The following is a 20,122-nucleotide window of genomic DNA, read 5'->3' on the forward strand; positions in this document are numbered from 1 at the left end:
GCAGGCCGGAACGATGTTCAGAAAGGTTGAGAATAGAGGCGCTGGCGCTGCACGTGTGTTGCGTCAACGCACTGTAACGCACTGGTCGGGCAGGCTTCCACGCACGCCGGCCCCGCTTCCCGATGCCAGCAAAGATCGCATTTAATCGCCTGCGCGCCTGACGCGGACGCCACCACAGTCATCGCGCCAAACGGGCAAGCCAGCATACAGCTTTTACAACCAATGCAGCGCGATGGCGTCACGAAGATATGCCCCCGATCACGGCGAATCGCCTGTACCGGGCAGACATTCGCGCACGGCGCGTCCTCACACTGATGGCAGACCGTGGCCGTGGTGAAGCTATCCTCTTTTATCACCCGGATACGCGGCACAAAGTCCGCCGTCGTCACCGCCGCGCTATTCTGCTGTTCCTGGTGCGACACCACGCAGGCGACCTCGCAGGTACGACACCCGATACACGCCGACGCATCCGCCATAATAAACCGGTTCATTGTTCTCCCCCTGCGTTAAAACGCCAGAATGCCAGAGAGCCATTCCCCGCCGCTTTGATCCCACTACGCAAACGGACAAATTTTGTCAGATGCCTGATAAAACCTGGCGAGCTGTCTTATTCGCGAACGGTAAATCCCAGCTCATTAGAGATAGCCTGTGCGGTTTCACGCAACGGTTTGAGCAGATTTTTCTCGCCGATCTGTTTTAGCCGTGACGTCGACAGTGAAATAGAAATGGCGTAAGGCACTCGATGGTGAATATCAAACACAGGCACAGCAATACAGGAAACGCCCAGTTCATTTTCTTCGCGATCCATCGCCATGCTGGTTTCACGAATTTGCGCCAGCTCATCGTACATTGCTGGTAAATCGGTAATGGTATTACGAGTCAGCGGCTGGATCTGATCTTTATGGCTTTCCCAGTAAGACGCCACATAATCCGGCTGACCAAACGCCATATAAATTTTCCCCATCGCCGAGCAGTACAGCGGCATATGCTGGCCAATGTAGGCACGCGTGCGCAGCATACCGGTGGTCGGTTCCAGCTTATAAATCAGGATAGCGTGATCATCTTCACGGCTGGAAAAATTCACCGTCTCGCCGGTGGCCAGGTTGAGCGCCTCAAGGTGCGGTGCCGCAACGTGGATGATATTCAGCGATGACAGGGCTTTTTGGCCGACGGCAATAAACTTTGTCGTCAGACGGTAGCTTCCGGCCGCCGGCGCTGGCGTCACGTATCCGCAGGATTGAAGCCCCTGCAACAAACGATGGACGGTACTCTTGTTCAACCCCGCCAGCTCCGACAGGTGCGCCAGTGGGCAACCGTTCGGGTAGTTACTCAAAATTTCTATCAACATCAGGCCACGAAACAGGCTCTGACTCCCCGCAGGCTTCTCTTTATCGTTGTTCTGGCTCATCAGAAAACTCTCTCCTTTCTTGGGCGATCAGATGGTAGCTCAAAGTGTGTTGCAGTTCACGATATCAGCATAAAAAACATAACCCGATGATTTTAATCGTTTTTAAAAAGCTTCTCTGGCGTTGCCATGTCAATTTTTGATCTATATATTTGGAACTACATTTCGCATTATGAAATTTATCGACAAAAAAACATACTAAAATTTCTAACAATCGACCAGGAGAACAGGGATGAAAGTAACTTTCGAAGAGTTAAAAGGGGCCTTCTACCGCGTCTTGCGGTCGCGGAATATTGCGGAAGATACCGCCGACGCCTGCGCGGAAATGTTCGCTCGCACCACCGAGTCCGGTGTCTATTCCCACGGCGTGAACCGCTTTCCCCGCTTCATCCAGCAACTGGATAACGGCGACATTATTCCTGATGCTAAACCGCAGCGGGTTACCAGCCTCGGCGCCATCGAACAGTGGGATGCTCAGCGCGCTATCGGCAACCTGACGGCGAAAAAGATGATGGACCGGGCCATCGAGCTGGCTTCCGATCATGGTATTGGCCTGGTGGCGTTACGTAATGCTAACCACTGGATGCGCGGCGGCAGCTACGGCTGGCAGGCGGCGGAAAAAGGCTATATCGGCATTTGCTGGACCAACTCCATCGCCGTCATGCCGCCGTGGGGCGCGAAAGAGTGCCGTATCGGTACCAATCCGCTGATCGTCGCCATCCCGTCTACGCCGATCACGATGGTAGATATGTCGATGTCGATGTTCTCCTACGGGATGTTAGAAGTTAACCGTCTGGCGGGCCGCGAACTGCCGGTGGACGGCGGTTTCGACGATAACGGTCAGTTGACCAAAGAACCGGGCGTGATCGAGAAAAATCACCGCATTTTACCGATGGGTTACTGGAAAGGATCTGGTCTGTCGATTGTGCTGGACATGATTGCCACCCTGCTTTCCAACGGCTCTTCCGTTGCCGAAGTGACCCAGGAAAACAGCGATGAGTATGGCGTTTCGCAGATTTTCATCGCCATAGAAGTGGATAAGCTGATCGATGGCGCAACCCGCGATGCCAAACTGCAGCGGATTATGGATTTCATCACCACTGCTGAACGTGCTGACGACAACGTCGCGATTCGGCTGCCCGGCCACGAATTTACCAAATTGCTGGATGACAGCCGCTGTAACGGTATCACCATTGACGACAGCGTCTGGGCTAAAATCCAGGCGCTGTAAGGAGCCACATCATGATTTTTGGACATATCGCGCAGCCAAATCCATGTCATTTGCCAGCCGCGATCGAGAAAGCGCTTCACTTTTTACGTACCACCGACTTTCGCACGCTGGAACCCGGCGTAGTGGAAATCGACGGCAAAAATACCTTCGCGCAGATTATCGATATGACCACCCGCGATGCTGCTGAAAATCGTCCGGAAGTCCATCGCCGCTATCTGGATATTCAGTTTCTGGCATGGGGTGAAGAGAAAATTGGGGTTGCCATTGATACCGGTAATAATCAAATCAGCGAGTCATTATTAGAACAGCGCGATATTATTTTTTATCACGACAGTGAACATGAATCATTCATTGAAATGATACCGGGAAGTTATGCCCTGTTTTTCCCGCAGGATGTTCATCGTCCCGGTTGTAATAAAAGCATTGCTACGCCGATACGGAAAATAGTCGTAAAAGTCGCCATAGACGTTTTATAAAATAGAGTTTACTGGAGCACAAAATGAAAAATAATACCGGTTATATTATCGGTGCGTACCCTTGTGCACCCTCATTTCACCAGAAGAGTGAAGAGGAAGAGACGGAATTCTGGCGGCAACTCTCTGATACTCCGGATATCCGGGGGCTGGAGCAGCCTTGTCTTGAACATCTTCACCCGCTCGGCGACGAGTGGTTATTGCGCCATACACCGGGAAACTGGCAAATCGTGGTCACCGCGATAATGGAAACCATGCGTCGCCGTAGCGAAAACGGCGGTTTTGGATTAGCGTCCAGTGACGAGGAACAGCGTAAAGCCTGCGTGGAGTACTATCGTCATCTGCATCAGAAGATCAATAAAATCAATGGGAACAATACCGGCAAAGTCATAGCCCTTGAGCTTCATGCCGCTCCTCTGGCGGGCAATCCGAACGTGGCGCAGGCAACCGACGCCTTTGCGCGCTCATTAAAAGAGATTGCCAACTGGGACTGGTCCTGCGACCTGGTGCTTGAACACTGCGACGCGATGACCGGCCCCGCACCGCGCAAAGGATTCTTACCGTTGGTAAACGTACTGGAAACTATTGCCGACTATGACATAAGCGTCTGCATTAACTGGGCGCGCTCGGCTATTGAAGGGCGGGATACCTCTCTACCGCTGATCCACACGCAGCAGGCCAAACAGGCTGGAAAACTCGGGGCGCTGATGTTCTCCGGTACAACGCTGGATGGAGAATACGGCGAATGGCAGGACCTCCATGCTCCGTTTGCACCTTTCTGTCCACAAAGTCTGATGACGGAGAAACATGTTAAAGAACTGATTACCGCCGCCGCTCCCGAACTGTTGCAGTTTACCGGTATTAAATTGTTGGAAATCAATGCCAGTGCCGATATTAATCACCGCATAAATATATTACGCGATGGTATTAACATGATGAAAAAGGCCACACGCCGCTAACCTGAATTAAACATCATCACCTTAATTCTCGGCCTGCAACTCAACGTTGCGCCGACCTAATATAAACCAAACATAAGAAATTAAGTTCCACTATTCAGCATCGAAAGAAATAAGTTTCTATAACCTGATGGAGTCGTTATGAAGCGGGTACTTGAGGGCATACTTGCGGTATTAATTGCCGTACTTTCCTGCATTGTATTTATTAACGTTATTTTACGTTACGGTTTTGAGAGCAGTATTTTGTCGGTAGATGAACTATCACGTTATCTATTTGTATGGCTGACGTTTATTGGCGCCATCGTTGCATTTATGGATAACGCTCACGTTCAGGTCACTTTTGTGGTGGAAAAACTTTCGCCAGCGAATCAGCGTCGACTCTCGCTGCTGACACATTCGCTGATTTTATTGTTATGCATCGCATTAGGCTGGGGCAGCCTGCAAAAAGCGTTGCAGGACTGGAGCGATCACTCGCCAATCCTCGGTTTACCGATCGGCCTGATGTATATCGCCTGTCTGCCCACAAGCGTTGCCATCGCGTTAATCGAGCTGCGTCGGCTTTATCACTTAATAACGCGTAACGATTCCTTTCAACAACCACAGCAAGGAGCCTAATCATGGCCGTGGTGATATTTCTCTGCTGCCTGCTCGGCGGGATCGCGATAGGTTTACCCATCGCCTGGTCGCTGCTGCTTTGCGGCGCTGCTCTGATGGCATACCTGGATATGTTTGACGTGCAGATTATGGCGCAAACCCTGGTTAACGGCGCGGACAGTTTCTCCCTACTGGCCATTCCCTTTTTTGTTTTGGCCGGTGAAATCATGAACGCGGGCGGCCTGTCAAAGCGAATTGTCGACCTGCCGATGAAGCTGGTCGGCCATAAGCCCGGCGGCCTGGGCTACGTGGGCGTTATTGCGGCAATGATTATGGCCAGCCTTTCCGGCTCTGCGGTAGCAGATACCGCTGCGGTCGCCGCGCTGCTGGTGCCGATGATGCGCTCCGCAAACTACCCGATCAACCGCTCCGTTGGGTTAATCGCTTCCGGCGGGATCATTGCGCCAATTATTCCCCCCTCGATTCCTTTTATTATCTTCGGCGTTTCCAGCGGCTTGTCGATCAGCAAGCTGTTTATGGCCGGGATCGCACCGGGCATCATGATGGGCGCGGCGCTTATGCTCACCTGGTGGTGGCAGGCCGGGCGATTAAATCTCCCTTCTCAGCCTAAAGCAACACCGCGTGAAATCTGGTATTCATTGGTTTCAGGTATCTGGGCGCTGTTTTTACCGGTGATTATCATCGGCGGCTTCCGTTCCGGACTTTTCACGCCAACGGAGGCAGGGGCGGTCGCCGCGTTTTACGCCCTCTTTGTCGCCGTGGTTATCTATCGGGAATTAACGTTTTCCAGTCTCTACCACGTGCTGGTCAATGCCGCCAAAACGACGTCAGTCGTCATGTTTCTGGTGGCCGCGGCCCAGGTATCCGCCTGGCTGATTACGATCGCGGAATTACCCATGATAGTGTCAGATTTGCTGCAGCCGCTGGTCGACTCTCCGCGACTCTTATTTATCGTCATTATGATCTCAATTATGGTCGTCGGTATGGTGATGGATTTGACGCCAACGGTGTTAATTCTTACCCCTGTATTATTGCCATTAGTTAAAGAAGCCAATATTGACCCGATTTATTTCGGCGTCATGTTCATTATTAACTGCTCTATTGGATTAATCACACCGCCCGTTGGCAACGTCCTCAACGTTATTTCCGGGGTAGCAAAATTGAAATTTGATGACGCGGTAAGAGGCGTATTCCCTTACGTTGTCGTACTGATGTCGCTGCTGGTTTTATTTATTTTTATTCCCGAGCTAATTATCACACCGCTTAAATGGATTAATTAAAGGATAATATTATGAAATTACACGTTATTGCTCGTTCATTATTGATAGCTGGTCTGACGGTTTTCAGCGTGTCGTCTCTGGCGGCGCAATCTTTACGTTTTGGTTATGAAACACCGCAAACTGACTCCCAACATATTGCCGCGAAAAAATTTAACGAATTATTAAAAGAAAAAACCAACGGCGAATTAACGCTAAAACTCTTTCCTGACAGCACATTAGGTAACGCTCAGGCAATGATCAGCGGGGTGCGCGGCGGAACTATTGATATGGAAATGTCCGGTTCGAACAATTTCACCGGCCTGGCCCCTGTATTCAACTTACTTGATGTCCCCTTCCTGTTTCGCGATACCTCGCATGCGCATAAAACGCTCGACGGTAAAGTCGGCGATGAACTGAAAAAATCACTCGATTCAAAAGGGTTAAAAGTCCTCGCCTACTGGGAAAACGGCTGGCGCGACGTCACCAACTCCCGCGCGCCGGTAAAAACGCCGGGCGATTTGAAAGGCTTAAAAATCCGCACTAACAACAGTCCAATGAATATCGCGGCCTTTAAAATCTTCGGCGCGAACCCTATTCCGATGCCATTCTCCGAAGTCTATACCGGCCTCGAAACCCGTACGATTGATGCCCAGGAACACCCTATCAACGTCGTGTGGTCAGCGAAATTCTATGAGGTACAGAAATACCTCTCCCTCACTCATCACGCCTATTCGCCTCTGCTGCTGGTGATCAATAAAGCCAAATTCGACGCTTTAAGCCCGCAGTTCCAGGAGGCACTGCTGAGTTCCGCCAAAGAAGCGGGGGACTACCAGCGCAAACTGGTCGCCGAAGATCAGCAAAAAATTATCGATGGCATGAAAGAAGCCGGAGTTGAAGTCCTGACCGATATCGACCGTAAAGCCTTCAGTGATGCGCTGGGCAGCCAGGTGCGCGATATGTTCCTGAAAGACAACCCGCAGGGCGCCGACCTCCTGAAAGCCGTGGACGAGGTGCAATAAGTCATGAGCAATTACTGGCTGGGGTTAGATTGTGGTGGGAGTTGGCTAAAAGCCGGGTTGTACGATGGCGCAGGCCGGGAAGTAGCGGTGCAACGCCTGCCGCTGCACGCTTTAAGCCCGCAGCCAGGCTGGGTTGAACGCGATATGACCGAACTGTGGCAACAGTGCGCTTCGGTCATCAGCAAACTGCTGACGCACACGGGGGTGAGCGGCTCACAAATCCGCGGTCTGGGTATTTCAGCCCAAGGGAAAGGCCTGTTCCTGTTAGATAAAAGCGATCGGCCATTAGGTAAAGCGATACTCTCTTCCGATCGTCGCGCCATGGAAATTGTCCAGCGCTGGCAAAAAGAAGCGGTTCCGCAAAAACTCTACCCACTGACCCGGCAAACCCTGTGGACCGGGCATCCGGTCTCCCTTTTACGCTGGGTAAAAGAGAATGAGCCGCAGCGCTACGCGCAGATAGGCAGCGTCATGATGACGCATGACTATCTGCGCTGGTGCTTAACCGGCGTGAAAGGCTGTGAGGAGAGCAATATCTCCGAGTCCAACCTCTACAACATGGCGACGGGCCAGTACGACCCGCGCCTGACCGAATGGCTGGGCATCAGTGAAATCGATAGCGCGCTGCCCCCCGTGGTGGGTTCAGCCGAAATATGCGGGGAGATCACCGCTCAGGCGGCCGCTATCACCGGTCTGGCGGCGGGTACCCCCGTCGTCGGCGGCCTGTTTGACGTGGTTTCCACCGCCCTTTGCGCCGGTATTGAGGATGAATCAACGCTCAATGCGGTGATGGGGACCTGGGCCGTCACCAGCGGCATCGCTCACGGTCTGCGCGACCATGAGGCCCATCCTTACGTCTATGGCCGCTACGTCAATGACGGGCAGTATATCGTTCACGAAGCCAGCCCGACCTCTTCCGGCAACCTTGAATGGTTCACCGCCCAGTGGGGCTACCTCTCTTTTGACGAGATCAACCAGGCGGTTGCCAGCCTGCCGAAAGCCGGTAGCGACCTTTTTTTTCTCCCGTTTCTCTACGGCAGCAATGCCGGGCTGGAGATGACCTGCGGCTTTTATGGCATGCAGGCGCTGCACAACCGCGCGCACCTGCTACAGGCGCTCTATGAAGGCGTGGTCTTCAGCCATATGACCCACCTCAACCGCATGCGTGAACGCTTTACCGAGGTTTGCGCCCTGCGCGTTACCGGCGGACCGGCCCACTCCGACGTCTGGATGCAGATGCTGTCGGACGTCAGCGGGTTACGCATCGAGCTGCCGCAGGTGGAGGAGACCGGCTGCTTCGGCGCGGCGCTGGCAGCCCGCGTCGGCACCGGCGTATATCGCGATTTCCACGAGGCCCAACGCGACCTGCAGCACCCGGTACGCACGCTGCTGCCGGACATGACCGCGCACGCCCTCTACCAGCGCAAATACCGCCAATACCAGGATTTGATTGAAGCACTACAGGGCTATCACGCCCGTATTAAGGAGCACGCATTATGAGCCGACCATTACTGCAACTGGCGCTCGACCACACCAGTCTGGAAGCAGCCCAGCGCGATGTCGCCCTGCTACAGGATCATGTCGATATCGTTGAGGCCGGAACCATCCTTTGTTTAACCGAAGGCCTTAGCGCGGTGAAAGCCCTGCGAGCGCAGTGCCCGGAAAAAATCATCGTCGCCGACTGGAAAGTGGCCGATGCCGGTGAAACCCTGGCGCAGCAGGCTTTTAGCGCTGGCGCTAACTGGATGACTATCATCTGCGCCGCGCCGCTCGCGACCGTCGAGAAAGGCCATGCCGTCGCGCAATCCTGCGGCGGTGAAATTCAAATGGAACTGTTCGGCAACTGGACGCTGGACGACGCCCGAGACTGGTATCGCGTCGGGGTTCGCCAGGCGATTTACCACCGCGGACACGATGCGCAGGCCAGCGGGCAGCAGTGGGGAGAAGCGGACCTGGCGCGTATGAAGGCGTTGTCCGACATCGGCCTTGAACTATCGATTACCGGCGGCATTACCCCAGCGGATCTGCCGCTGTTCCGCGACATTAACGTTAAGGCATTTATCGCCGGACGTGCGCTGGCAGGTGCCGCCCATCCGGCGCAGGTCGCCGCCGAATTCCACGCCCAAATTGACGCCATTTGGGGAGAAAAGCATGCGTAATCATCCATTAGGTATTTACGAGAAAGCACTGGCGAAAGATCTCAGTTGGCCAGAGCGGCTGGTGCTGGCAAAAAGCTGCGGTTTTGATTTTGTTGAGATGTCGGTGGATGAAACCGACGAACGTCTCTCACGCCTGGAGTGGACCTCGGCCCAACGCGCTTCGCTGGTGAACGCGATGCTGGAAAGCGGCGTCGCCATCCCGTCGATGTGCCTCTCCGCCCATCGTCGCTTCCCTTTTGGCAGCCGCGACGAAGCGGTACGCCAGCGGGCGCGTGAAATCATGACCAAAGCCATTCGCCTGGCGCGCGACCTGGGGATCCGCACCATCCAGTTGGCAGGTTACGACGTCTATTACGAAGAGCACGACGAAGGCACCCAGCAACGTTTCGCCGAAGGGCTGGCGTGGGCGGTGGAACAGGCCGCAGCGGCGCAGGTGATGCTGGCGGTGGAGATCATGGATACCGCGTTTATGAACTCCATCAGCAAGTGGAAAAAGTGGGACGAGATGCTTTCGTCACCGTGGTTCACCGTTTATCCAGACGTCGGCAACCTCAGCGCCTGGGGGAACGACGTGACCGCCGAGCTGAAGCTGGGTATCGACCGTATCGCCGCGATCCACCTGAAAGACACGCTGCCGGTGACCGGTGACAACCCCGGCCAGTTCCGCGACGTGCCGTTTGGCGAAGGATGCGTTGATTTTGTCAGCATCTTCAAAACGCTGCATGAGCTGAACTATCGCGGTTCATTTCTGATTGAGATGTGGACAGAGAAAGCCAGCGAGCCGGTGCTGGAAATTATCCAGGCCCGCCGCTGGATTGAATCACGGATGCAGGAAGGAGGTTTCACATGTTAGAGCAACTGAAAGCCGAGGTGCTGGCGGCCAACCTGGCCCTCCCGGCGCACGGGCTGGTCACCTTTACCTGGGGCAACGTCAGCGCGGTCGATGAGACGCGCAAGCTGATGGTCATTAAGCCTTCCGGCGTCGAATATGAGGTGATGACCGCCGACGATATGGTGGTGGTAGAGATCGCCAGCGGTAAGGTCGTTGAAGGCAACAAAAAACCGTCGTCCGATACCGCGACCCATCTGGCGCTCTATCGCCGCTATCCGCAGATCGGTGGGATCGTGCATACCCATTCCCGCCATGCGACGATCTGGTCGCAGGCCGGGCTCGATCTGCCCGCCTGGGGCACCACCCACGCCGACTATTTCTATGGCGCGATCCCCTGTACCCGGCTGATGACCGTTGAGGAAATTAACGGCGAGTACGAGTATCAGACCGGCGAGGTGATTATTAAAACCTTTGAAGAGCGCGGTCTCGATCCGGCGCAAATCCCGGCGGTATTAGTTCATTCACACGGCCCGTTTGCCTGGGGTAAAAATGCCGCCGATGCCGTCCACAACGCCGTGGTGCTTGAGGAGTGCGCCTATATGGGGCTGTTCTCGCGCCAGCTGGCCCCGCAGCTACCGGATATGCAGCCGGAATTGCTCGATAAACACTATCTGCGTAAACATGGCGCGAACGCCTATTACGGGCAGTAATATCGGCAGTCACAGCCTGTGTCGGATGGCGGCTGCGCCTTATCCGACCTACAAGATTTGCAATATCAATACGTTGTGATGAACTCTTGTAGGCCCGATAAGCAAAGCGCCATCGGGCATTCAGTTTGCAACCGCGTTGTCAGAGGGCCAAAGATTATACTCAAGAATTAACGTGTTCCTTACTGTAGCGCCGCTTCCAGGCGGTAGGCGTCAGGCCGGTGTGCTTGCGGAAGATCTGGCGAAAGTAACCAACGTCATTAAAACCGCACCGCTCCGCCACCTCTTTTAACGAACGCGCGTCGCTAATCAGCAACTTTTCCGCCTCGCGCACCCGCTGGCGGTGGATGGCTTCCGTTAGCGTAAGGTGAAATACCCGCCGATAAACGCGTCCCAGATAATCCACATTGCAATGCAGTTCTTTCGCCAGAACCGCGCTGGAAAGCGGCAGGTGATAGTGCGTTCGAATCAGCTGCTGCGCTTTCCAGGCCAGCGACACGCCAGCGGCCTCGGCGTTTTCATTCTGCCGGGCGTCAACGGTGAGCTGCTGCAAAATCAGCAGCACGATGAACTCCAGCGCCGGACTGCGCTGGTGCTTTTCCTGCTCGTTCATAAACTGGCGAAAAAGCGCAATCAGCGCCTGCGGATCGGCAACCTGGGTATGCTGCGGCACGGAAAGATGCGTCAGCCAGCGCGGGTCGCTGTCCGGCGCTTTGACCTCAAAATGGAGCCAGTAAAATTTAAGATCGGCGGGAAACTCCTCAACGCCAATATGGCGGCGATGCGGCCAAAGCAACAGGCTTTCCCCGGCTTCGACACAGAAAACACATTCTTCCTGAATTTTCAGGCAGCCTTTTTCCACAAATATAATTTCCCACGATTGCAGACGCCTGGCAGGATGACGCCCAATGCCGCGAGAAATAAATAATCCGCCGTTTTGGACTTTAATCGGTAATGTTATGGATAATTCGAGCATTAATATGTTATTTCCCGCTCATTCAGCACCGTATTTCATATTACTTTTTGATTATTAACTAAAAATAGTCATTTCACTCGATCCATCTCACATTTTTAAATACGAGTCGGAATCGTCATCTTTTTTTACTCTTTTATCGCCTTGTCGCTCACCGCTATCTGGGCAAAATGAATCAGGTCATAACGCGAAAATAAAAATTACTGCCATAAAATACCCCGTCAGCGAGGAATATCTATGACCTCTACAGCCTTAAGGAGCACGAAATGAACGTACTGGAAGTCGATCTGCATAAACTGACGGTCAGCGATCCGTTACTCGGACAGTATCAACAACTGGTTCGCGATGTGGTTATTCCTTACCAGTGGGATGCGTTAAACGATCGTATTCCAGAGGCTGAACCCAGCCATGCCATTGAAAATTTCCGCATTGCCGCAGGCCAGCAGACGGGCGACTTTTACGGCATGGTCTTTCAGGACAGCGACGTGGCGAAATGGCTGGAAGCGGTTGCCTGGTCACTGTGCCAAAAACCCGACCCAGAGCTTGAGAAAACCGCCGATGAGGTGATTGAACTGGTGGCCGCCGCGCAGTGTGACGATGGCTATCTCAATACGTACTTTACGGCAAAAGCCCCGCAAGAACGCTGGAGCAACCTGGCGGAGTGCCATGAGCTTTATTGCGCCGGGCATCTGATTGAAGCGGGCGTCGCCTTCTTTCAGGCCACCGGCAAGCGTCGGCTGCTAGACGTCGTTTGTCGTCTGGCCGATCATATCGACAGCACTTTCGGCCCTGGCGAAAATCAGCTGCACGGTTATCCGGGCCACCCGGAAATTGAGCTGGCGCTGATGCGTCTGTATGAGGTAACAGAGCAGCCGCGCTATATGACGCTGGCAAGTTACTTTATCGGGCAGCGCGGCGCCCAACCGCACTTCTACGACGAAGAGTACGAAAAACGCGGCCAAACCTCTTACTGGCATACCTACGGCCCGGCGTGGATGGTCAAAGACAAAGCCTACAGCCAGGCGCATCTGCCAATTTCGCAGCAGCAGACGGCAATCGGCCACGCGGTACGTTTTGTCTATCTGATGACTGGCGTGGCGCATCTCGCTCGCCTGAGCAACGATGAAGGCAAACGCCAGGACTGCCTGCGCCTGTGGAAAAATATGGCGCAGCGTCAGCTGTATATCACCGGAGGCATCGGTTCACAAAGCAGCGGCGAAGCCTTTAGCAGCGATTACGATTTACCGAATGATTCGGTCTATGCGGAAAGCTGCGCTTCAATCGGCCTGATGATGTTCGCCCGCCGGATGCTGGAAATGGAAGCCGATAGCCAGTACGCCGACGTGATGGAGCGCGCGCTGTACAACACCGTCCTCGGCGGTATGGCGCTCGACGGCAAGCATTTCTTCTACGTCAACCCGCTGGAAGTGCATCCAAAATCGTTAAAATTCAACCATATCTACGATCACGTTAAACCCATCCGCCAGCGCTGGTTTGGCTGCGCCTGCTGCCCACCGAATATCGCCCGCGTACTCACGTCCATTGGTCACTACATCTACACGCCGCGTGCGGATGCGCTGTACATCAATATGTACGTGGGTAACAGCATGGAAATACCGGTTGAAAATGGCGCGCTCAAACTGCGAATCAGCGGGAACTACCCGTGGCATGAGCAGGTGAAGATCGCCATCGATTCTGTGCAGCCGGTACGTCACACGCTGGCGCTACGTCTGCCGGACTGGTGCCCTGAGGCAAAAGTGACGCTCAACGGGCTGGAAGTGGAGCAGGATATTCGCAAAGGTTATCTGCATATCCGTCGAACCTGGCAGGAGGGCGATACGATAAGCCTGACGCTGCCGATGCCGGTTCGCCGCGTGTATGGCAATCCGCTGGCGCGTCACGTCGCCGGTAAGGTCGCTATTCAGCGCGGGCCGCTGGTCTATTGCCTTGAGCAGGCCGATAACGGCGAAGAACTGCATAATCTGTGGCTACCGAAAGAGAGTGAGTTCCGGGTCTTTGAGGGCAAAGGGCTTTTTGCGCATAAGATGCTGATTCAGGCCGAAGGCGAGAAGCAAAGCGCCGCGGATGCGCAGCATCAGGCGTTGTGGCACTACGATAACGCGCCGTCATCGCGTCAGCCGCAGACGCTAACATTCATTCCGTGGTTTAGCTGGGCCAACCGTGGCGAGGGCGAAATGCGGATTTGGATTAACGAGCGGTAATACTGTGCCGGATGGCGGCTGCGCCTTATCCGGCCTACAAGATTTGCAATATCAGTATATTGCGATAAATTCTTGTAGGCCTGATAAACGCAGCGCCATCGGGCATTACCTCTTGCGTCAGAACAGCCCCAGCGGCTTATCGGAATAACTCACCAACAGGCACTTGGTTTGCTGGTAGTGTTCCAGCATCATCTTATGGGTTTCGCGCCCGATGCCCGACTGCTTATAGCCGCCAAACGCCGCATGTGCCGGATAGGCGTGATAGCAGTTGGTCCATACGCGCCCGGCCTGAATGCCGCGCCCCATCTTATAGGCCAGATTGCCGTTGCGGCTCCAGACGCCAGCACCCAGGCCATATTGCGTATCGTTAGCGATTTCCAGCGCCTTCTCCATGGTTTTAAAGGTGGTTACCGCCAGCACCGGGCCAAAGATCTCCTCCTGAAAGACGCGCATATTATTCTTACCAAACAGAATGGTAGGCTCAAGGTAATAGCCCTCTTTAAGTTCGCCATCCAGTTCCTTGCGTCGCCCACCGGTCAGAATATCGGCCCCCTCTTTTTTACCGATATCGATATAATTGAGGATAGTCTCAAGCTGGCCGTGAGAGACCTGCGCTCCCATCTGTGTACCGCTATCTAGCGGGTTCCCGCTGCGAATGCTCTCCACCCGGCGAATAGCGCGCTCCATAAAGCGCTCATAGATGGACTCCTGAACCAGCGCACGGCTTGGACAGGTACACACCTCGCCCTGGTTAAAGGCAAACAGGGCAAATCCCTCCAGCGCTTTATCAAAGAACGCATCTTCCTCATCCATCACGTCGGCGAAGAAGATATTGGGCGACTTGCCGCCTAACTCCAGCGTCACCGGAATAATGTTCTGCGTGGCGTACTGCATGATCTGTTGACCCACTTCCGTCGAACCGGTAAACGCCACCTTCGCGATACGTTTTGAGGTCGCCAGATATTCGCCAATCTCGCCGCCCGCGCCGTTCACGACGTTGACAACGCCCGGCGGTAACAGATCGCCAATGACTTCCATTAACAGTAAAACGGAAAGCGGCGTCAGGCGTGCCGGTTTAAGCACCACGCAGTTACCTGCCGCCAGCGCTGGCGCCATTTTCCAGCTTGCCATCAGCAGCGGAAAGTTCCACGGGATTATCTGCCCCACGACACCAAGCGGTTCGTGAAAATGGTAGGCCACGGTTTCGCTATCAACTTCGCTGATCCCGCCCTCCTGCGCACGTATACAGGAGGCGAAATAGCGGAAATGATCGATCGCCAGCGGTATGTCGGCGGCACTGGTTTCACGAATCGGTTTACCGTTATCCCAAGTTTCCGCTGTCGCCAACAGTTCGAGGTTTTGTTCCATCCGATCGGCGATCTTAAACAAGATAGCGGCACGGTCTTGTACTGACGTATGCGCCCACTTATCTTTCGCCTTATGCGCGGCGTCGAGCGCTAAATCGATATCTTTTTTACCGGAGGAAGCGACTTCACATAGCGGCTGGCCGGTCACTGGCGTCAGGTTTTGATAATATTCGCCGTCGGCGGGCGCAACCCAGTCACCGCCAATAAAATTGTCATAGCGGGCTTTTAACTTCAGTGGGTACCCGTATTCACTTGGCTGAATACGTGTTGAAGGGGGATTGTTCGTCATGACCAACTCCTTATTGTAAAGGTACTCCACAAGGGTAGACGGTACTGGTGAATTTTTCGCCAATGGTTTCTCGCTTTACGACAGCAATCACGAATTACTTTCCTTTACGTTTCTCCGTCTGGTTTTAGCCATACTAAACAGGTGCCTGTTTAACGTACGGAGAACACTATGCAGCAATATATCGGTATTGATGTGGGAGGAACTCACGTCAAATATGGCGTGATTAACAGTGACGGCGAAGAATTAACCCATCATCAATTCGATACGCCAGAGGACGCCTCCACGTTTACCCGCAAATGGCAGGATGTGGTGGCGCGTTGCCAGCAGGACTATGACATTGCGGCAATCGGGGTCAGTTTCCCCGGCCATATTAATCCCCATAACGGTCATGCGGCAAAAGCGGGCGCGCTGGCATACCTGGATGACGTCAACCTGATGGAGTTGTTCAGCGGGCTAACCGATCTGCCGCTGGTCGTGGAGAACGACGCGAACTGCGCGGCGCTGGGCGAAATGTGGCGAGGCGCCGGGCAGCATTATGACAATCTGGTCTGTATCACCATTGGAACCGGCATTGGCGGCGGTATTATCGTCGGACGAGAACTGTATCGCGGCGCACATTTCCACGCCGGTGAATTCGGCGTCATGCCGGTCGGGAATAATGGCGAAAGTATGCATAAAATCGCGTCAACCAGCGGATTAATGGCGTCGTGCCGCCAGGCTCTGGCGCTGCCTGCAGAAGAGATGCCGCCTGCGGATGTGATCTTCGAACGAATGGCGACCGATGTTCATCTGCGTGAGGCGGTCAATGACTGGGCGCGTTATCTGTCACGCGGCGTTTACAGCGTGATCTCTATGTTTGATCCGGGCGTGGTGCTGATCGGCGGAGGAATAAGCGAACAGGAAAAGCTCTACCCGCTCCTGACGCGGCATCTTGAAACGTTTGAAATGTGGGAGGCGCTCCAGGTGCCGATTCAGCCCTGCCAACTGGGAAATCAGGCAGGCAGGCTGGGCGCCGTCTGGCTGGCGCAGCAAAAGCTCGACCGAAGATAACGTGTTACGCCCTATCCGGCCTGCATCGTCTACGCAGGCCCGGTAAGCGTCCGCGCCACCGGGCAAAGGCGTTACATCGCCGCGCGATAAAGTTCCACAATCTCGTCGTGAGTCGCCTGAATAAGGCGCAAAGAATATGGGCAAAACTATTCTGATAATAGGCTCACGATGGCTATTTTAAGAAGCCAGAAAAATAAAAAGCACATCAGGTTCATTTGCTGATGTGCTTTTTATAAAGCAACGCAATAATTGTATTGCTTCATTTGTTATTTAATTTAACCATTTCATTCTTTTTGCGGAAATAATAACGCATCACGTAATAAATGATCATTCCCACGACGTCGTGTAAATCCAATCCGGTCAAAATATTCAAGAATCTGAATGGCCAGTTTCCGCCCTACATTCAGCCTGTCGCGAAAATCCGCCGCACAGGTTGATCCTCTCTCTTGATCCAGCTCGCGGATCATATTGGCGAAAGCGACAATCCGATCGTTACGATAGTACCGATCTTTTACGATCGCGGTAATGATGCCTTGCTGTGCCGCCTGCCGCAGCACCAGCCGCATCAATTGTTCTTCCGTTCCGGTCTCTTTCGCCAGATCGCGTACCCACCAGGGCTCATCGCCAAATAGCGGTTCGACTTTTTGCCAGACGGCCTGCTGCTCATCGCTAAATCCCGCTTTATGATCCGGCAGATGCAACCAACCGTGATGGCTATGAATCAGGCCCTCGTCGCGCATCCGCTCGATCAGCATCAGAACCAGCGCTTCATCCTCCATTGGCAGGGCCATGCGGCGTAAACGCTCGCGTCCCGGCCCCGGTTCATCGCGGTGCTGTTCGTGGTAGGTCGCCAGCGTATCAAGAATCTTACGCTGCCAGCGGGCGGCGACGGGCGCGCTTAACAGATTGTCTCCGGCCTGGATAAAACCATGTTGCTCAATAAGCTGACGCATACCGAGAGGATTAAGCTGACGCGCCCAACCGAAATCCGGCAGGTTGACGGCCCCGCGTTCCAGATGAATGGCCAACGCTGCGCTATCGTCCTGCGCATCGGCAAGCGTTGAAAGCCAGTGCAAATAATCTGGCTTACGTTTACCGCGGCGCGGCGCGTTAAGCGTCACCACGCGTGCGCCGGCAAGGGTGGCGCGTGCGGAAATATCACGCAATACCAGTCTGTCATTATCGGCCAGCCACAACGGCGTATCAAAGATCAGCTCGGCCAGCGCGCCTTCCAGCAAAGAGACGCGACCGGTCACATGGCTGGCGGCATGGTGAATATGTAGCGGTTGCCATTGGGAAAGCGGCGCATGAAGCGCCAGAGAAACGATCACCCGGGAAAAAGCCTCCCCCGCCGGCGCATCGGAAAGCAGCCAGTCGCCGCGGTTAAGCTGCTCCTTCTCCGCATCGCCCGCAATATTGAGCGCAATACGTTGCCCGGCATACGCATGGTCGGTAGGCTGATTTTGCGCGTGTAGACTTCGTACGCGCATCGGCGTATTAACGCCGGTCAACCATAGCGTATCGCCCACGTTTACCTCTCCGCTCAACGCCGTTCCGGTCACCACCAGTCCCGCCCCTTTCACCGTAAACGCACGGTCGATAGCCAGACGGAAGCGATGCTGCGCGGCGTGTAAACGTGCAGGAAGCTGCTGTAAATGAGCGCGAAGTTCTGCAATACCGCGTCCTTCATTGGCGGCGGTGACAAATAAAACGGTATCGGCGAAGCCATAGTTGTCGAGCGCCGCCAGCACCTCTTCACGTACTTCGCTGATACGCGCCTCGTCCACGCGATCGGCTTTGGTCAGCGCGACGGTGAGCTGGAGATTGCCCGTCAGCTGTAGGATCTGTAAATGCTCGCGCGTTTGCGCCATAACGCCGTCATCACAGGCGACCACCAGCAAAGCGTGATCGATACCGCCTACGCCCGCCAGCATGTTAGAGAGGAATTTTTCATGCCCAGGCACATCGATAAAGCCCAGCACACGACCATCCGGCTGCGGCCAATAGGCGTAGCCCAGATCGATAGTCATCCCGCGTTTTTTCTCTTCCGGCAGGCGATCGGCATTAATGCCGGTAATCGCCTGGAGCAACGTCGTTTTACCGTGGTCTACGTGTCCGGCAGTTGCAATAATCATTTCAGCATCATCTCCATAAACCGGCTTTCGTCTTCAAGACAGCGCATATCCAGCCATAAACGGCCATCATAAATTCGGCCAATGACCGGTACAGGCAGCGTGCGCCAGCGGGCCGCCAGCGCCTCCAGCCGACTACCGCGCCCGTCGTGCGGGGTAAAGGTCATGGCGGCGCTGGGGAGGCGGTCTACCGGTAATGAACCGCTGCCGATTTGCGACAGACAGGGTTTAACCTCCAGCGCAAATTCATCGCCGTAACGTGCCGCCAACCGCGCCTGTAACCGCTGCGCTTGTTCGCGAATCGACGCTTCACTGCGGGTTAACAGACGCAGGGTGGGTAATTTCTCCGCCAACGCTTCCGGGTGCAGATACAGACGTAACGTTGCCTCCAGCGCCGCCAGCGTCATTTTATCCGCGCGCAGAGCGCGTTTCAGCGGATGGCTTTGCAGTTGGGCAATCATCGCTTTTTTGCCGACGATGATCCCGGCCTGCGGCCCGCCCAACAACTTATCGCCGGAGAAGCTTACCAGGCTGACGCCTGCGGCAATGAGCTGTTGCGGCATCGGCTCTTTGGGTAAGCCATATTGGCTTAAATCCACCAGCGAACCGCTGCCCAGATCCGCCACCACCGGAATATCCAGCTCTCGCCCGATTTCCGCCAGTTCCGCTTCCTCTACCGTTTTGGTAAAGCCCTCAATGCTGTAATTACTGGTATGCACCTTCATCAACAGCCCGGTATTTTCATTTACCGCCTGACGGTAATCTTTCGCGTGCGTCCGGTTGGTGGTGCCCACTTCATGCAGCGTACAGCCCGCCTGGCGCATAACATCCGGAATACGAAACGCGCCGCCGATTTCGACCAGTTCGCCACGCGAAACCACCACCTCTTTGCCGCTGGCGGTCGCCGCCAGCATCAGCAATACCGCCGCCGCATTGTTATTGACGATACAGGCGTCCTCCGCCCCGGTGATACGGCATAACAGCGTCGCCAGCGCCCGGTCGCGATGCCCCCGCCCGGCGCCATCTAAATCGTATTCCAGCGTCACCGGCGCGCGCATCGCCTGCGTTACCGCCTCAATCGCTTCTTGCGCCTGCAATGCGCGGCCAAGATTGGTGTGCAGCACCGTCCCCGTCAGGTTAATCACCGGGCGCAGCGCGCTTTGCGCCGCATTTTCCAGCCGGAGTTTCGCCTCTTGCGCCCAGTCTGCGTACCAGTCGGGAAGCGTTTGCGTATTCCGTATGACGTCGCGCGCGTCGTCAAGCATCCGCCTAAGCAGATCAACCACCTGGGTATGGCCATACCGATCGCGCAGAGAAAGAAAGGCGCTATCGTGCAATAAACGATCGATAGCAGGAAGCTGGCTGTAGAGTGTACGCGTTTCGCTTGTCATGAAAATGCCTGGCTGTTGGTGGCCCTCTCCTGGCGGGAGAGG

General features: G+C 54.7%; 18 protein-coding genes. 12 read left to right on the forward strand and 6 right to left on the reverse strand.

Features of this window, described 5'->3' with window-relative positions; translation table 11 throughout:
• Positions 1 to 17 precede the first annotated feature (17 nt).
• On the reverse strand, positions 18 to 491 hold the full coding sequence (locus tag AAYN39_RS15985; protein WP_001078818.1) for a 4Fe-4S dicluster domain-containing protein: 474 nt from the start codon (positions 489 to 491) through the stop codon (positions 18 to 20).
• A 116-nt stretch (positions 492 to 607) separates the two neighbouring features.
• A complete protein-coding gene (gene yiaJ / locus AAYN39_RS15990; protein ID WP_000081338.1) occupies positions 608 to 1,408 on the reverse strand; it encodes an IclR family transcriptional regulator YiaJ in 801 nt (266 codons plus the stop codon).
• A 229-nt stretch (positions 1,409 to 1,637) separates the two neighbouring features.
• Here yiaJ and yiaK point away from each other — a divergent pair, with 229 nt between their 5' ends.
• From yiaK to araD, 10 genes are all read left to right on the forward strand, one after another.
• Positions 1,638 to 2,636 (forward strand): 3-dehydro-L-gulonate 2-dehydrogenase, encoded by a 999-nt coding sequence (gene yiaK, locus AAYN39_RS15995; RefSeq protein WP_000869006.1) that lies wholly within the window; start codon positions 1,638 to 1,640, stop codon positions 2,634 to 2,636.
• Between the two features lie 11 nt (positions 2,637 to 2,647).
• Positions 2,648 to 3,112, forward strand: coding sequence for a YhcH/YjgK/YiaL family protein (locus AAYN39_RS16000; RefSeq protein ID WP_000576062.1), 465 nt, complete (start codon positions 2,648 to 2,650; stop codon positions 3,110 to 3,112).
• 23 nt (positions 3,113 to 3,135) lie between these two features.
• Positions 3,136 to 4,068, forward strand: coding sequence for a DUF4862 family protein (locus AAYN39_RS16005; protein WP_000794971.1), 933 nt, complete (start codon positions 3,136 to 3,138; stop codon positions 4,066 to 4,068).
• A 138-nt stretch (positions 4,069 to 4,206) separates the two neighbouring features.
• Entirely contained in the window at positions 4,207 to 4,680 is a 474-nt protein-coding gene (gene yiaM, locus AAYN39_RS16010; RefSeq protein WP_000832313.1) for a 2,3-diketo-L-gulonate TRAP transporter small permease YiaM, read from the forward strand.
• A gap of 2 nt (positions 4,681 to 4,682) precedes the next feature.
• Positions 4,683 to 5,960: a 2,3-diketo-L-gulonate TRAP transporter large permease YiaN gene (gene yiaN / locus AAYN39_RS16015; protein ID WP_000301825.1), complete on the forward strand. Its 1,278-nt coding sequence runs from the start codon at positions 4,683 to 4,685 to the stop codon at positions 5,958 to 5,960.
• Positions 5,961 to 5,971: 11 nt separating this feature from the next.
• Positions 5,972 to 6,958 carry a 2,3-diketo-L-gulonate TRAP transporter substrate-binding protein YiaO gene (gene yiaO, locus AAYN39_RS16020; protein ID WP_000766344.1) on the forward strand — a complete coding sequence of 329 codons (987 nt, stop codon included), beginning with the start codon at positions 5,972 to 5,974 and terminating at the stop codon, positions 6,956 to 6,958.
• A 3-nt stretch (positions 6,959 to 6,961) separates the two neighbouring features.
• The gene (locus tag AAYN39_RS16025) at positions 6,962 to 8,458 is read left to right on the forward strand and encodes an FGGY-family carbohydrate kinase (protein ID WP_000074072.1); all 1,497 of its coding nucleotides are present in this window, start codon (positions 6,962 to 6,964) and stop codon (positions 8,456 to 8,458) included.
• Positions 8,455 to 9,117 (forward strand): 3-keto-L-gulonate-6-phosphate decarboxylase UlaD, encoded by a 663-nt coding sequence (gene ulaD, locus AAYN39_RS16030; protein WP_000089538.1) that lies wholly within the window; start codon positions 8,455 to 8,457, stop codon positions 9,115 to 9,117. The genes AAYN39_RS16025 and ulaD overlap by 4 nt, the downstream gene beginning before the upstream one ends.
• Complete coding sequence (locus tag AAYN39_RS16035) at positions 9,110 to 9,970, forward strand: L-ribulose-5-phosphate 3-epimerase (protein ID WP_001244034.1); 861 nt, start codon at positions 9,110 to 9,112, stop codon at positions 9,968 to 9,970. Before ulaD ends, AAYN39_RS16035 begins: the two co-directional genes overlap by 8 nt.
• Positions 9,964 to 10,659, forward strand: coding sequence for an L-ribulose-5-phosphate 4-epimerase (araD, locus tag AAYN39_RS16040; RefSeq protein WP_000893174.1), 696 nt, complete (start codon positions 9,964 to 9,966; stop codon positions 10,657 to 10,659). The genes AAYN39_RS16035 and araD overlap by 7 nt, the downstream gene beginning before the upstream one ends.
• Positions 10,660 to 10,819: 160 nt before the next feature.
• On the opposite strand, the gene AAYN39_RS16045 is transcribed toward araD, so the two are convergent.
• Positions 10,820 to 11,632, reverse strand: coding sequence for an AraC family transcriptional regulator (locus AAYN39_RS16045; protein ID WP_000891802.1), 813 nt, complete (start codon positions 11,630 to 11,632; stop codon positions 10,820 to 10,822).
• Between the two features lie 263 nt (positions 11,633 to 11,895).
• Here AAYN39_RS16045 and AAYN39_RS16050 point away from each other — a divergent pair, with 263 nt between their 5' ends.
• Positions 11,896 to 13,851, forward strand: a complete 1,956-nt coding sequence (locus AAYN39_RS16050) for a glycoside hydrolase family 127 protein (RefSeq protein ID WP_001101526.1) — start codon at positions 11,896 to 11,898, stop codon at positions 13,849 to 13,851.
• A gap of 117 nt (positions 13,852 to 13,968) precedes the next feature.
• Here the strand turns inward: AAYN39_RS16050 and aldB are convergent, their stop codons facing one another.
• Positions 13,969 to 15,507 (reverse strand): aldehyde dehydrogenase AldB, encoded by a 1,539-nt coding sequence (gene aldB / locus AAYN39_RS16055; protein ID WP_000183998.1) that lies wholly within the window; start codon positions 15,505 to 15,507, stop codon positions 13,969 to 13,971.
• Positions 15,508 to 15,675: 168 nt separating this feature from the next.
• Here aldB and AAYN39_RS16060 point away from each other — a divergent pair, with 168 nt between their 5' ends.
• Complete coding sequence (locus AAYN39_RS16060; RefSeq protein WP_001188270.1) at positions 15,676 to 16,557, forward strand: ROK family protein; 882 nt, start codon at positions 15,676 to 15,678, stop codon at positions 16,555 to 16,557.
• A 284-nt stretch (positions 16,558 to 16,841) separates the two neighbouring features.
• Here AAYN39_RS16060 and selB read toward each other — a convergent pair whose 3' ends face one another.
• Both selB and selA read right to left on the reverse strand, forming a co-directional pair.
• On the reverse strand, positions 16,842 to 18,692 hold the full coding sequence (selB, locus tag AAYN39_RS16065; protein ID WP_000582376.1) for a selenocysteine-specific translation elongation factor: 1,851 nt from the start codon (positions 18,690 to 18,692) through the stop codon (positions 16,842 to 16,844).
• A complete protein-coding gene (selA, locus tag AAYN39_RS16070; protein ID WP_000200188.1) occupies positions 18,689 to 20,080 on the reverse strand; it encodes an L-seryl-tRNA(Sec) selenium transferase in 1,392 nt (463 codons plus the stop codon). The genes selB and selA overlap by 4 nt, the downstream gene beginning before the upstream one ends.
• Positions 20,081 to 20,122: the final 42 nt, after the last annotated feature.

The sequence above is a fragment of the Salmonella sp. K21076 genome (assembly GCF_039650795.1).
GTDB classification, from domain to species: Bacteria; Pseudomonadota; Gammaproteobacteria; order Enterobacterales; family Enterobacteriaceae; genus Salmonella; species Salmonella enterica.